21 protein-coding genes and 1 pseudogene are annotated in these 13,151 nt (G+C 40.8%); 3 read left to right on the forward strand and 19 right to left on the reverse strand.

The genetic code is table 11. The annotated features are described in order from the left end of the window. Positions 1-202: 202 nt before the first annotated feature. The 12 genes from PGL02S_RS22505 to PGL02S_RS28560 all read right to left on the reverse strand — a co-directional run bounded on the left by PGL02S_RS22505 (position 203) and on the right by PGL02S_RS28560 (position 6,486). Positions 203-1,120, reverse strand: a complete 918-nt coding sequence (locus tag PGL02S_RS22505) for a phage tail protein (RefSeq protein ID WP_327196700.1) — start codon at positions 1,118-1,120, stop codon at positions 203-205. A gap of 79 nt (positions 1,121-1,199) precedes the next feature. Next, on the reverse strand, positions 1,200-1,430 hold the full coding sequence (locus PGL02S_RS22510; protein ID WP_036638012.1) for a hypothetical protein: 231 nt from the start codon (positions 1,428-1,430) through the stop codon (positions 1,200-1,202). Between the two features lie 117 nt (positions 1,431-1,547). After that, positions 1,548-2,657 carry an acyltransferase family protein gene (locus PGL02S_RS22515; protein WP_036638011.1) on the reverse strand — a complete coding sequence of 370 codons (1,110 nt, stop codon included), beginning with the start codon at positions 2,655-2,657 and terminating at the stop codon, positions 1,548-1,550. Between the two features lie 50 nt (positions 2,658-2,707). Continuing rightward, complete coding sequence (locus tag PGL02S_RS28350; RefSeq protein WP_155984586.1) at positions 2,708-2,869, reverse strand: hypothetical protein; 162 nt, start codon at positions 2,867-2,869, stop codon at positions 2,708-2,710. 234 nt (positions 2,870-3,103) lie between these two features. Then, complete coding sequence (locus PGL02S_RS28555; protein WP_036638009.1) at positions 3,104-3,493, reverse strand: hypothetical protein; 390 nt, start codon at positions 3,491-3,493, stop codon at positions 3,104-3,106. Between the two features lie 80 nt (positions 3,494-3,573). Further along, positions 3,574-4,038 (reverse strand): hypothetical protein, encoded by a 465-nt coding sequence (locus tag PGL02S_RS22525; protein ID WP_127502955.1) that lies wholly within the window; start codon positions 4,036-4,038, stop codon positions 3,574-3,576. Positions 4,039-4,167: 129 nt separating this feature from the next. Next, positions 4,168-4,659 carry a phage tail family protein gene (locus PGL02S_RS22530; RefSeq protein WP_036638004.1) on the reverse strand — a complete coding sequence of 164 codons (492 nt, stop codon included), beginning with the start codon at positions 4,657-4,659 and terminating at the stop codon, positions 4,168-4,170. Positions 4,660-4,662: 3 nt separating this feature from the next. Beyond that, positions 4,663-4,974, reverse strand: a complete 312-nt coding sequence (locus PGL02S_RS29140) for a phage tail domain-containing protein (RefSeq protein WP_036638002.1) — start codon at positions 4,972-4,974, stop codon at positions 4,663-4,665. Then, complete coding sequence (locus PGL02S_RS22540; protein ID WP_036638000.1) at positions 4,971-5,195, reverse strand: hypothetical protein; 225 nt, start codon at positions 5,193-5,195, stop codon at positions 4,971-4,973. The genes PGL02S_RS29140 and PGL02S_RS22540 overlap by 4 nt, the downstream gene beginning before the upstream one ends. Positions 5,196-5,210: 15 nt before the next feature. Then, the gene (locus PGL02S_RS22545; RefSeq protein ID WP_036637998.1) at positions 5,211-5,630 is read right to left on the reverse strand and encodes a phage tail protein; all 420 of its coding nucleotides are present in this window, start codon (positions 5,628-5,630) and stop codon (positions 5,211-5,213) included. Positions 5,631-5,777: 147 nt separating this feature from the next. Beyond that, complete coding sequence (locus tag PGL02S_RS22550) at positions 5,778-6,164, reverse strand: hypothetical protein (RefSeq protein WP_036637996.1); 387 nt, start codon at positions 6,162-6,164, stop codon at positions 5,778-5,780. Between the two features lie 169 nt (positions 6,165-6,333). Beyond that, entirely contained in the window at positions 6,334-6,486 is a 153-nt protein-coding gene (locus PGL02S_RS28560; protein ID WP_218029254.1) for a hypothetical protein, read from the reverse strand. A 787-nt stretch (positions 6,487-7,273) separates the two neighbouring features. Here PGL02S_RS28560 and PGL02S_RS22560 point away from each other — a divergent pair. Both PGL02S_RS22560 and PGL02S_RS28360 read left to right on the forward strand, forming a co-directional pair. Continuing rightward, positions 7,274-7,741 carry a tyrosine-type recombinase/integrase gene (locus PGL02S_RS22560; protein WP_081742716.1) on the forward strand — a complete coding sequence of 156 codons (468 nt, stop codon included), beginning with the start codon at positions 7,274-7,276 and terminating at the stop codon, positions 7,739-7,741. Between the two features lie 273 nt (positions 7,742-8,014). Next, a complete protein-coding gene (locus tag PGL02S_RS28360; protein ID WP_006209161.1) occupies positions 8,015-8,179 on the forward strand; it encodes a hypothetical protein in 165 nt (54 codons plus the stop codon). A gap of 107 nt (positions 8,180-8,286) precedes the next feature. Here the strand turns inward: PGL02S_RS28360 and PGL02S_RS22565 are convergent, their stop codons facing one another. From PGL02S_RS22565 to PGL02S_RS29145, 7 genes and pseudogenes are all read right to left on the reverse strand, one after another. Beyond that, positions 8,287-8,559 (reverse strand): hypothetical protein, encoded by a 273-nt coding sequence (locus tag PGL02S_RS22565; RefSeq protein WP_107338756.1) that lies wholly within the window; start codon positions 8,557-8,559, stop codon positions 8,287-8,289. Then, positions 8,549-8,755: a hypothetical protein gene (locus PGL02S_RS28905; RefSeq protein ID WP_036637994.1), complete on the reverse strand. Its 207-nt coding sequence runs from the start codon at positions 8,753-8,755 to the stop codon at positions 8,549-8,551. Before PGL02S_RS28905 ends, PGL02S_RS22565 begins: the two co-directional genes overlap by 11 nt. Before the next feature lie 278 nt (positions 8,756-9,033). Then, positions 9,034-9,174 carry a cyclic lactone autoinducer peptide gene (locus PGL02S_RS22575; RefSeq protein WP_006209158.1) on the reverse strand — a complete coding sequence of 47 codons (141 nt, stop codon included), beginning with the start codon at positions 9,172-9,174 and terminating at the stop codon, positions 9,034-9,036. Beyond that, positions 9,152-9,664 carry an accessory gene regulator ArgB-like protein gene (locus PGL02S_RS22580; protein WP_235187319.1) on the reverse strand — a complete coding sequence of 171 codons (513 nt, stop codon included), beginning with the start codon at positions 9,662-9,664 and terminating at the stop codon, positions 9,152-9,154. Before PGL02S_RS22580 ends, PGL02S_RS22575 begins: the two co-directional genes overlap by 23 nt. Then, on the reverse strand, positions 9,642-10,319 hold the full coding sequence (locus tag PGL02S_RS22585; RefSeq protein ID WP_036637992.1) for a hypothetical protein: 678 nt from the start codon (positions 10,317-10,319) through the stop codon (positions 9,642-9,644). The genes PGL02S_RS22580 and PGL02S_RS22585 overlap by 23 nt, the downstream gene beginning before the upstream one ends. Positions 10,320-11,035: 716 nt before the next feature. Then, complete coding sequence (locus PGL02S_RS22590) at positions 11,036-11,662, reverse strand: IclR family transcriptional regulator (protein ID WP_409347447.1); 627 nt, start codon at positions 11,660-11,662, stop codon at positions 11,036-11,038. A gap of 15 nt (positions 11,663-11,677) precedes the next feature. Then, a pseudogene (locus PGL02S_RS29145) lies at positions 11,678-11,731 on the reverse strand (hypothetical protein); the annotation flags it as partial. Positions 11,732-12,021: 290 nt separating this feature from the next. Here PGL02S_RS29145 and PGL02S_RS22595 point away from each other — a divergent pair. Next, positions 12,022-13,122 carry an extracellular solute-binding protein gene (locus tag PGL02S_RS22595; protein ID WP_036637987.1) on the forward strand — a complete coding sequence of 367 codons (1,101 nt, stop codon included), beginning with the start codon at positions 12,022-12,024 and terminating at the stop codon, positions 13,120-13,122. Positions 13,123-13,151 lie beyond the last annotated feature (29 nt).

The following is a 13,151-nucleotide window of genomic DNA, read 5'->3' on the forward strand; positions in this document are numbered from 1 at the left end:
TTAAGCATAAATCATTGGCTTTATTTGCAATCAATTTGTCATAGTGATGCGTCGTGTTTGTACCATTATAATAACAAACCGATCTTTGTAGCTTTTCCCAGAGCTTCTCTTTACTCACTCCAATATTATCCAAACCAAAAATTTCTACGTTCAATTTCAGCTAATCGCCTTTTTTCAAGTTCAACTTCACGTTCCTCTCTCTTTATAATTCAATGCGTTCTCCGTTGGGAGCCGTCCTAATAAAACTACCCATGATGCTTGCACATTCGATATAAGAACCGTGGATATCTCCGCCGTTTATAGTAGATGCTCTTATTTCGCCACTAAATTCAGCCCCTACAGCCTTCATGTGACCCGTTTCGTCTACAGAGAAGTTATCACCTATCTGGACTTCGCCGCCGATAAATTTACCAGCTCGCACAACGCGAGTGAACTCATACTCTTGGTTAATCGGATCAAAATAAATGGAGTCTGTGTAACTTCCGCTACCATTCCCCTTCTGCATGCGGAATTCATCTGCATTCCAGATAGAACGCGCCATCTTGTCATACCGTTCGATGACTATTCCTTCATCCGGGCCGATCTTAACGCCATGCCTCCATTTGTCTTTACCCACTGTGGTTGTCTGGATCCGGTAAATAGTATCCTGGATATCTTCAATGTAATTGGCTATGGTTACCTTGGAATTGATTCGGCGTTTAGGAGAATAGGAATACTCAATAATCCGTTGTTGTTCGTTAATGCCTAGTTCCTCGTCAATGATGTCCACGGTATCACCAAGTTCGAAATATTCCAGCCCTTCGAATTCTGGCAATGTGTTCAGTTCCACCACACCGATTTCGTAGGCTGTCAAAACCTCGCCTGATTGCCCGTTTACGTCCTTTACGATGCCTTTCAGGTTCTTGCCTAACCGAAACTGCACACCGCGATCCTGTCCCCTTCTAGTTAGCAGAGAGACGGTGTATTTATCAAAGTATAGTTCACATCCTGTTTGAGCTGCTATTTCCATCAGGACACCACGAGCGTTAACTCCTTCTTTTAGGTCAATGCTCACGTAGCCGCTGAATTGAGCGGTTCCCACAGTGAAGCCAGTTCCCTCAAGTGCCATGTTCATTAGCACCCAAGGTGTATTTGTATGGATAAATCCACTTCGAACAAATGAAAAAGCAGATCATAAGAGACCTGCTCGCATTCTATTGCTATGGCAACTTCGTTGTTTTCGGATCGTGTTGCCTGTGTTTGACGATATTGAAATATTGTCCTTCAACCTCAGCTTTATTCCCCACCTGAATGTATTGGCTCTTTTCTTCATCGAGTACAATTGAAAATCCAAACGTATAAGCCCCATTTAATTGTTCGGTGATTTCGTCATTAAGGTAATTTTCGAAGATGGCTATGGGTTGACGTGATTGGTTTAGAATGGTTATCAAGGTATCACCTCCAATGCAAACAAGCCCCGAAGTTAATCAGGGCTTGTTGCGCAGTTTCGTCCTAATATTCAGTACAAACCAACACAATAGTTGGCTTTTGTAATTATTGCAATTTTTTTATGCTTGCACCTTTATCTCTTTCTGTACTTCTTTCAATGTTGGTTGCTGATTCGCAATTTTTTTCCCTAATTTCATTATTGGATACTCATAAAATTTATACGAAATATACGATAGTACAAACGTCATTAAAAATACAAATGCAAAATAAGTTAGAAAAGCACTACTGCCGTGTTGAGGTAGAAGATTTAACTTGTTTAAAATATCCGTTTTCAGAAAAAATATTATTACAATAAAATGAAGTAAATATAAGCCAAAACTACATAAACCTAATGTAATAAAGAGTCGATTCGTTAATAATTTTGGCGGAAAAGTTGCAAAGTATAGAATAATAATAATAAAAATAAAAGCAATTAATACATCTGCTAAGGGATTCACAACTAAGTTTGTAAAGAAATATAGATATAGAGACGGAATTATGATTATAGGAAATGAGATTCTAAAAATCTTTTTATTAAAATCAATCAATTCGTAAAGCTTGAAACTTAATAAACCAGCAGCAAAAAACATTAATTGATGTAAGAAATTAAGTTCATAGGCAGCATTTGAAATCTTTTGTAATTCTAAACCTAAAATATCAAATTGATAAAAAATTAAAATAGAAATAATTAGCAGTATTAAAGTACTTTTAATAGTCCTACCCAACACTACAAATAAGGGAAACAAGAAATAGAATATCCATTCTACTCCTATTGACCAACCAGCCCAAACAATACTTTCATGTTTACCTGGTATTAACCCAAACGAAAAAGTAAGGTTCGCTAATAAATCAGCAACTTCAATTTTGGTATCATACCAGAGTGGCATGGCAATTAGATAAAAAGAGATACATAAATAAAATAATGGAGCTATTCTAAAAAATCTTCCAATATAGAATTTTTTCAAACCGTCTTCCATTTGTATTTTTTTGTTATAGCCGTACAACAACGAAAATGCGCTTAATGCATAGAAAAATCTGACACCAATATCTAGTTTTGCTACTATAGGAGTTAAACTTGTTTTATCGGCAAATCCACATACGAATAAAACATGAAAAAGTATTATCGATATTGCTGCAAAGCCTCTAAGTACATCCAATCCTTCTAATCTACTCCTACTAATACTACTCAAAAAAATTCCCCCTGTTACTATTCTATTTAATAATAGTAACATAGTATGCCTCAATAAGTTCCTATTGTGTTTTCTGTAACTGTTTTTTTATTTTTGTTTTCAATGTCTATTTTATATAATTTTTCTTCTAATTTAGTAACGTACATTTGTGTTTCACCAAGTTTGATATTTAACCTTGCAGTTTCTTTCTTTAATAAAATGATTTCGTCCATATTATCACCTCTTTACTGAGTTCTTGTAAATCTTCCAAACTGGTGACGAACTATTGCCGATGGTTATATATAAATTACCGTTAGCGTGGTCAAAACAAAGCGAGCAATTCCCTGCAAAGCCTTTGCCTGTGTCGCTGTTTGGAGCTGCGTCATTTTGTAAAAAACACACGCTGTTCGATATACTCACAGCGTATTGATGGACCGTGAAACTCGTTTGATTATTACACACGATGTTTACGCCCTCGCTAGAAGAGACAACTGTTGTTTTGCCTGGACCACCCATGCTAATGCCTTTTCCAGTGGGAGTCTCAGTACATACTCTGAAAGCGAAGCATCCTCTAGCACTATACCGTTAACAAATGCTCCTGTAATATCCACAGCCTTTTTCATGGCGTAGGCCCCACCGTTTGTCAGGAAGATACCTGTTGATTTCCCTACAGTGTCCGGGTTGTTTTTCTTCATGGTGATGACTTGGCCGTATGCGTCGGTCGGTGCAGTTTCTTCAATGTTTACTTGAAGCTCAAGTCCTTCTACTAACCCTCCGCTATTTGCAATGGGCCGTTCCCAGGAAACAAGCAATTTCCCTGTAGGTGTTTTCTTCGTCTGCAGGATTAAACTCCGCACCAGCCGAGTCGATTCGCGAGTAAAATCCCATCAACGAATCTTTCCCTGTATAGCCCGGCAGAGTAGTTCCGGCGCCATCATCATATTTTAGGGGCATTCACAGCCATTAATGCTTTTTGGCTGCCATCAATATTAGGTATGCCACCATGTTTTCCATTATTCCCTTCGTACATTTGAATCAATACTGGTGTATCTAATCCTTCGAATGTATTGTTCAACTTTACATTTGCAAAAAAGGTGCCTACGCCATTCTGGTACCACGTTTGGTCCCCTGTTTTAAAGTTGTGCGCTCTGGTGTCAGTTAAATGTGAAGCAAATTGCGACTCATCATTGTCTAATCTCGCTGATAATACCGAGAAGCCACCGCGCGCGTCAACGATCTCAGTATTGTCATTCCCTGCCTGCGCTACAATATCGCTTATTCGTGTATTCACATTTTCTTTTGCCTCATCGACATTGTTTCCAGGCACTTCCCCATTGAATGATATGTTTTCCGCTACATGCGCTGAAGTTGACGCTATATGGTTTTCTATTGTATCTGACACTTCAGTTAATTCGTTATTGACTCTAGTAAAATTTCGATTAATCTTAGGGTATGCTTGTCATAGTGTATCTGGAGGATTACCATTATCCGCACCTTTAATGATTTCGATGTCTGCCATTGAATTCACCCCTTACGCATATTTCTGACGAAATTTAATTGCCATACTAAAATCAAGATCGATACCACCAACAATAATACGTGACGCACCGACAGGTAACTTTCCATATCTAGCATTTGTGTTATTAAGAACATTACTCTCCGCTAACTTCGCTGTTTTTCGTTTAAAATATACCCCTAATACTCCAGATATTGGAACTCTATATATAAATTCAACGCCACCTACTGTCAGAGACAAATAACTAAAAGACCCCGAAATTTCAATCACAGGCAGTGCGTTTTGATTTCCGTAGTTGTAAACTGTCAATTCCTGATGTCTATTAATTGTGTAGTTGTAATAGGTATCCACATATATATCACTATCAACTACTATGAGACTATCCACGTTTATTTCGTGTGACCAATACGTGCTATAGGCGAATGGATCAAAGGCTGTAAACGGCAGTGTGAATGTTCCAAGTCCGCTTATACGTTCAATTTGCAAATCCCCTGAGTAACGTACCATGTACTACCTATCCGGTTGATTGGAGAATATGATAGGCATTGTCCTCGGTGTACCATCACCATCCAACAAAAAAGCAGCAAGCGCCGAAACACGTTGCTGCAATTCAATATAGTTCTTTGCGAAGAACGCACATTCCAGTTCAAACTGTTTCGGCCCCATGGTTGCGCCAAAGTCATACGCTCCGTGCATACCAGGGACCGTTACAATGGTATCTACCGTAGAAGATAGGATTGGACGCTGAGTCCTGCGAAACACGCCCATGCCTACCGACTTCGGTGTTACACCGTCTAGGGTTAATACTGAATCGTGACTCAAGTCGCCACACCTCCCAATCCTCTTGAGTTCCACGTGATATAACTGCCGATACCTTGACTCAACTTCCTGATGTCTTCATCATTGCGAACATTGAAGTTAGCTCCCTTGAACATCCCTTCCATGTTGTATTGATTGTCTACGCTGCCTGTAGGCGAGTTTCCTTGCGCCGCTGACATCGCACTTGATGCCGCAACCGATAATCCTAAAGGGTCAACAGACATGGCCTTAGAAACGGCTCATGATAGGTTCTCTGCTGATTTAACAGCCAACCGGCCAGCATCAGCAATACCAATTGCCAATCCTTCTGAAATGTATTCACCGTATCCCATCATGAGTCGGGATGGAGATTTAATTCCGAAGAAGTCTTTGAATCCATTTTTGATCTTAGCAGCAACATCCTTGGCGCTATTCCAAACAGCTTCTGCCATGTTCCTGATACCATTAATAAGCCCCTGCATGATGTCTTTACCAATAGAGGACATGGTTTCTTTGACGTTTGAGAATATATTCTTGATGCCATTCCAAATAGACTCAGCAACACCCTTTACAGCCTCCCAAGCACCTTTCCAATCGCCTTTTAGAACTGATAAGAAAACCTTTAATAACGTTGGATATAACTCCAGTTTCGATAGTGATTTTGATTGCGTCCCAAACACCTATGAATATGGATTTGACAACTTTCAGGGCAGTAGTAAACAAAACCCTTCATCGTTGTCCCCATGTATCCCAGAATGACTTTATTCCATTGAAGACCGTTTTCACTACATTGGAAATCGCATCGAACACTGCTTTGAATACAGTTTTCAATATTTCAATGTGTTCATCTCCGTGATTGTAGGTCCCCATTTGTCCCAAAATGCTTTTATATCATCAAATACCTTCTTAACAATCTGAGAAATAGCTTCAAAGACTGTTTTGAAAACAGTCTTAGTTATCTCCCAATTTTTTTTTAAGAAGCCAATAATGTCAGCTCCCCACTTTTCCCAAAATGATTTGATAGCGTTAAAAATGTTAGTCGCTGCTGTTTTTAAGAATTCCCAAGCTGCATTTAATCCATTTCGAACGGTTTCATTATTGTTATATAAATAAATCAAACAGGCTACCAAACCGGCAACTGCTGCAACAACTAAAAGTATCCTAAACAAAGGTGATAAATTGGAGATCAAGGATTCTGTTTGACCAAATACCACCAGTAAAGGGCCGACCGCCGCTACTCCAGCAATGATAAATCAGGTTTTTGGTTCCAGCATCCAGGGTATTAAACCATGTCAATAATTCAGCGGTGATTATAGGTTGAATTAGATTGGCTAGTCCTGACAATGCTTGCTGAAGGCCATACTGCGCATTGGCAGTTATCGATCATCGCTTGGTTGTTTTCTTTGTATTCTCATTAACTTCAGCCAGACCGAGATTAGCAAGCTGATCAAGTACATATTGCTGCTCGGTTCCGTTTTCAATCGAATCTGAAAGTCCTACATTAATATCATCAAGATTAACGCTAGATCGTTCCAAAAGCTCTGCAAATGGCCCTATAGCTGCACCTGAAACAAGAGTCTCTTGTAGTCCATCAGCTATACCTTCAAATTTTTATGCTTGTTTCATTGCTTGTTGATCACCGCGCAACCATGACTCAATTACCTCGCGATGAAACAGAATTCGCCCTCGAACTCTAGCATATGGAATCTGTTTCTCCCTAGCCATGGTTAAACTGTTGTTTGTGACACTCGATCAATTCAGCTGCTTCAGCAACAGTTAATGTGATTTTCGTCATCTAACCCACCACCTTAATATTCTTCATAATTTGATCGTTTGTTTCTTTTCGGATTTTTCATTCTCATGGATATCAACCTTGCCCGAGCACTTAATGGAAAGTCGAGCAATTAATCGTTGTAGCTTTTTCCACGCCTCTTCAGTTAACCCTGGATTTATTTGGTTTTTAGTGGATAATTCAATCGTTTAAATATCATCACTCCTCCTTTTATGATTTCAACCATGCCATTACATATCATCAAAATGCTCATACATCTGAACAATTTGATAAATAGAAGTGGCTAATATACGACAACGAGGAAAGAACAGTTGGGAGTTTACTGTGAGCACAGGTAAAGGGCCAAATAATAAATATGGACGTGAAACGAAGACATTAGAAGTAACTGAGAAGTTGAGCCCTAAGAAGTTACAGAAGTAACTTGAATATGAATAAGCCAAGTTCAAAGAAGAGGTAAAGAGTGGTAATTACATCAAACAAAGTAAAAAAACGTTTGAAGAGTTTATCACCTTATAGAAAACTCATTACGCGATTTCCAACCTATCTCCTACAACACTTGAAACGTATAATAGGCACATAAATTCCAGATTGATTCCAGCCATCGGACATTTAACACTTGATCAAATAAAGCTTGGACACATTCTTGGCTTCCTAAAGGAATTAGAAAAACCCGAGTCGCGCTTGAAGAAACCTAAACAAAATGGAAGTGAAAATGATAATGTTGTAGTTGAGGTATCTTCACTAGACTTCGGAACTATCGGGTACATATACCGTGTTTTAAAAAATATTTTAAAAAGAGCTGAAGAGTGGAAAATGATCCTCTCTAATCCCATGGAAGGCATTAAGAAGCCAACCCCACCCATTGAGATAAGAAAACAAAACAACTTGATCAAAAAAGTAATCCCCAGTATTACAATGATAAGGAAGCACAGGATGTTGTGGACGCTCTTTTTAGTGAAACAAGGAAGTGGAGACTGTTTATGCTTGGCTCTATGCTAGGTGGCTGTAGACGAGGTGAACTTGTTGCTTTAGAATGGCCTCAGGTTTCTTTTGAAGAGAATTGTATCTCCATTGAAAACAATATCCCATTAACCTAAGAAGGGAAGGCTATTGAGAAGGATCCGAAGTCTGTCAGCTCAATACGCACTGTAGACATGCCTGTTTGGTATATGGAAGAAATGAAGGCGTATTTCAGGGAATGGCAGCTTGAGAAGAAGACACTAGGCACAAAGTGGTCTGTTACGTTAATGCTTTACTTTTAGGAGGGACTTCATGAGTGATTTTGTTAGCAACGAAGATCATGGAATAGAAGTTAAGAGGGTTCAATATGTGCTGATCTCCCTGCTCTCTATTTGCACATTGAGAAGGGTCCCCGCAATCGAAACATTCAGGAACGAAATATATGTTCATTTAATGAAATTGAAAATCTCAGATTAACCTATCTCTATCTATCCAACTCCAGCATATGATTTTGACGCTGCAGCAGTTTTGGGCATGGGGAGAGCAGAATTGCATCATCCCAACAATGGTTACGGGTGCCTCGCCTATCGAATTTCAATGAGCTGTCCAGAATACGGCACCTCTCTCCATTCCGTTATAGTCAGTAACTCCTCTTCTAGAACAATTAGGCTTTGCATATCCCGCCAGACATTAAACCTAATGTAACCATGCCGCTCTAATGATTCGATACCTTCCAAAATTTCAACCGCCTTCCGGCCGGTAAGATATTTGAGCAGCCTCAAGGTTGGGACACGGCTGCGATGAGCCTGATAGGTAATCAATATCTTGAGCAGCTTGACCTCCAGATCATGAAGCATGCGTACCCCTTCCTTTCTCATGTCTCCAGGACAGAATGTTGTTTACATTAAATACACGAGGTTGACCTGTTTCCAGGCATGTTGCCCTAATGCGCGAATCCCGAACACTATGGATCTGTATTTTACGCTGGGTGATCTTACCCTTCTGATCCTCGTAAATGATTTCGATGGTTTGTTCCAGGTATTTTTCAAACATTATGCCACCGCCTCTAATAAGAACATTTGTTTGTATTATATGCGAACATTCGTTCTTTATCAATAACAATTTTACCCTGATTATCTTGCAGATAAAATCCACAAATTTGCCGTTGCCTATAGCTCCTTATCCATACTTATACAGCCGCTCAATTCCTCCCCATCTTACACGCAAAAAGAAATCCGGCACCTAGACGGCACCGGATTTCATCATCATTCATGCAGCTTATCTTAAATTGGAGTCCCTCAGTCCCCTTACTGCACATATCAACACAGCAATTATTTCAGAAGTTCTTCCGGTGTCTCTCCACTGTACACAAATACGGGACTTGCGGTATTAACTACGAATACGGCTACCATCGTCAGAGCAGATGCGATAAATGAAAACAACTGATGCCTAACCTTGCTGATCCATAACATGAGCTTGTCCTCCTTTCCAGTGTACTAAACTGAGCGCCTGGATAAAAAATATGACAGCCAATGTGGGGGACTGAAGTCCAAAATTAAGCATAACGATAAAACAGCTAATCAAGCGAAGTTTATAATAATGTTCCCTCGGTATTCGTGACTGCTTCTCGATTCGGCTGGGAGCAAACATCATAACCAGCAGCAGACTGAGAACGTTCATGACCAGCACCGTGACATGATTGACGTCCACGAAAGATACTAGGGTAAAAAGAACCGTCGTGAAAGCGATGCAACCGGCTCCCGTCTTAAGGTGAAAGCCTCCAGAGAATTGCCTCAGCACCGCAAAACCTATCATACTTATAAGGGCCTGCTTCGCATTACCGGTGAAAGCAGAAATGAGCAGCGTGAAGATCACCGTGAGCATCACGTTCAATAGAATAGCAGCGGCGTGCTGTAAAACAGAAACAGAAGAATTATGATCAGGTATCTGTCGTTTTATCACTTCCGCTATCCGCTTTGACAATCCTTCTATGATCATAAGAACCCCGCTCCTCTGTATTGATGGCATAATACAAGAAGATTCCAAACGTTATCCCAAAGAAAAGAAGATGCAGCCATAAACGATTGAGGTAAAACAGAATTGCCATCAACATCAAAACAACGATGATTAACGCAATCAACAGGATATGTTCAGATTTAATGCGCAATTTCTCAAGATCGTATTTAAACCCTATCCGAAACTTATACATGACCCAAGAAATTAATAATCCAGTCGAGCCCGACAATAATTGAAGGATATAACCATTGGCAGGATTGGTCTGAAGTGTGTCAATAGAACCGAAGAAAACGGATAAATAAGCACTCTGAATCAAAGCATACAGCATGTACCCGATGATGGTACAAATAGCCGACCAGATAACAGGAATCTTAATAATGGCTGAGAACAAGAAAACAAAAATCAGCACGGTAATGAGAGGAGCCAGAAAGTCCAGTTGAAGTTCATTTCGCATGATGAAACTTTGTAAGTTGGCAAGGATCATGATCACCAGCGCCTGCCATATATACTCTTTGGTTTTAAGTCTAAGCAATGTCATAATCAGTGAATAAATCGCCAGTGTTTCAAAGGTTGAAAACAACATAAACCAAATGGCTTGCATTCAAAGATTTCCTCCCTATGCCATAAGAAATGGGTTTGATGTGTACTACGCCGCTTCCCGATCTACCCTGATTGCATTGGAAAGTCATAACGCCTCGATCAGATGGTATTCCGACAGTCCATTAGCTTATGGAATCAATCGAGTCATCCTAAAAGAATCCATGTTCTTGGAGTCATCAGAAGGCGGCTGCCACTTCTTATATGTCTGGAAACTCTGTTGGAAAATACAAACAACATCAAACGGTGTTACAGCTCTGGATCAGGTTTAAGAAGTCTTAAACGCAATCGATTCAAAACGCTAAACACCCTGGACATCAAAGCACAGCAACGTTAAATTATATCCAGAAAACTAAAACCAAGCCTTAGTTATCAAGTATCCACGACCCTATGAACATGACTAATCCAGAATAACTCTGGTCATTCTATTGCGATCCTGACATCATCATCTAAGTCGATTATATAAGGCCTAATAGGCATAACAACAGGTAATTAAATACAAATGTGGGGGAATCCATGATGGATTAATGAAGTGTGATGAGAAAGAAGGGAGTTAATTAGTTATATCTATATTATATACGAACTTTTGTTCCTGTTCAATTGCTTTGGAGCACTTTAAACCATTTATCTCTGACATCTACCTCCCACGATAAAAAAGGATGTCCCAACATCTTGGAAGATGTTGGGACATCCTTTCTATGTGAGTAGCACAGGTATCGCTTACGGATGATACCCTACCAGATTGGATATATCAGCTGCCGCCTGTAATACTTCCTGAATCCAATCCTCTTTATGCTGATCGATACGATCGCTTGGACCAACCAGACTGATCGAAGCATTCACCTGACCCTCGCTGTCGTATATAGGTGCTGCTATACCCGTTACTCCGACATTCCTCATATTCGAGCTGATCTCATATCCTTGATCCTCAATGCGGCTGATTCGCTCGCGCAGTTCCTTCACACTCTTCATCGAGTGCTCCGTAAATGCAGCCAGCGGCTCGATCATAATCTGCTCCTTCACTCCTTCAGGACTGAATGCCAGTATGACCCGCGAAGCACTCGTGGCATACAAGGGAAACCGGCGGTATGCATCAATAATAAATCGTATGGGCAGCGGAGAATCGATTTTGTCCATATAGATCGCTTCGTTCCCTTCACGCACACATAGACAAACCGATTCTTTGGTTAGCTTGGCAATACGCTCCAGATAAGGCCTTGCAACGCTGACCCAATCATTGTTCCGTTTAACCCGGTTTCCGAGCTCCAGACATGTATACCCAAGCGAATACTGCCGTGTCAGCCTATTCTGCTTAATGAACCCTTCACTTTCTAAGGTCGCCAGCATTTTATGTACGGCCCCCCTTGGACCATTGCAGCTCCTTGCTAAGCTCGGTAATCCCCCACTCCTTCTGATCGCGGAGAAATAACTTCAGCAATTTGCAGCTTTTTTGTACGGATGTCAACAACTGATCCATCTTTAGCCTCCTATCAGCCACTTCCGTTTAATATGAGATCGTTTTTGACGCGTTAAATATATGTCAATCATGTTCGAAACAGTCTATCAAAAAAACTTGGTTTCATGTGAGATATTTCATTGTAAACACGATTGAATATACCATGTTGCTATGTTAAAATCAAAAACAATATTTCACTATTATAAAACATCGTTCTCTAATAGTGAACAAATAATAAGGGGGAATCATTGTGAAAAAAGGTCGCCTTGCTTCTATCATTCTCGCTTTAACACTCTCCACCTCGCTGTTATCCGCATGCGGAGGCGCAAAAACGGCTTCAAACGGCGGTGCCGAGTCAGCGGAAGGTTCCACCATCTCCGGTGAACTGGTTTTTGCCGGCAACGGTGCAACGGTAGAATCCCTGTTCAAAGATGAAATCTTCAAGAAATTCAATGAAAAATATCCGGATGTCAAACTAACTTACGTGGCCGGCGTCGCGACGGACATTGTTGCCAAGGTGAAAGCTCAGCAGGGTTCCTCCCAAATTGATATTGCATTTATTGAGGGCAGCGAACAAGAAGCAGGTCGCGTTGAAGGACTCTGGGAAGCCTTGAATGCGGACGAAATCCCGAATATGTCCAAAATCGATGACCGCTTCAGAGTCTCAGAGAACAGCGGCGTGACCATCAATTACACCCCGATGGGGATCTCTTACAATGCCAAGCTGATTCAGAGTAAGAACCTCCCCGTTCCAGCATCATGGAACGATCTGACTCTCCCCGAAATGAAAAACAATATAACGCTTACCGAAATGTCGAGTAATTTCGGCCGTTCGGCAACGATCATGCTGGCATATGCCAACGGCGGCTCGGAAGCCGATATGACGCAAGGGTTTGAACAATTGAAAACGATTGCTTCTTATATGCCGACATTCGCCAAAACAGCCGCTCAAATCCAGCAGAATCTGCAGGATGAGACAGCTGCGTACACCGCCTGGACCATGGCGCGCAGCATCGTGCAGAAGGATGCGGGTGTCGACCTGGAATTTGTCATTCCGGAAGAAGGAGCAAACATCGTGCCAACCGTTGCTTCCATCGTAAAGGGAGCGAAGAATCCTGAAGCGGCTAAGGCATTTATCGATTTTATCCTGACCGATGAGATTCAAACCCTGTTTGCCACAAAATTGTATTACAACCCGGTCATGGACGTTACGCTTCCGGACGACATCGGCAGTCTGATCAATTTTGACAAGAGCAAAATTGTGAATTTCGATTACGGTGTAATCAGCGAGAACAAGCAAGCCTGGCTGGAAACCTTCAATAAAGACATCGCTCCGCTTGTAGGCAAATAAGTTCGATACGAAGATTCAGAATCGGAGGA

The organism is Paenibacillus glucanolyticus NBRC 15330 (assembly GCF_004000885.1).
GTDB lineage: Bacteria > Bacillota > Bacilli > Paenibacillales > Paenibacillaceae > Paenibacillus_AQ > Paenibacillus_AQ glucanolyticus.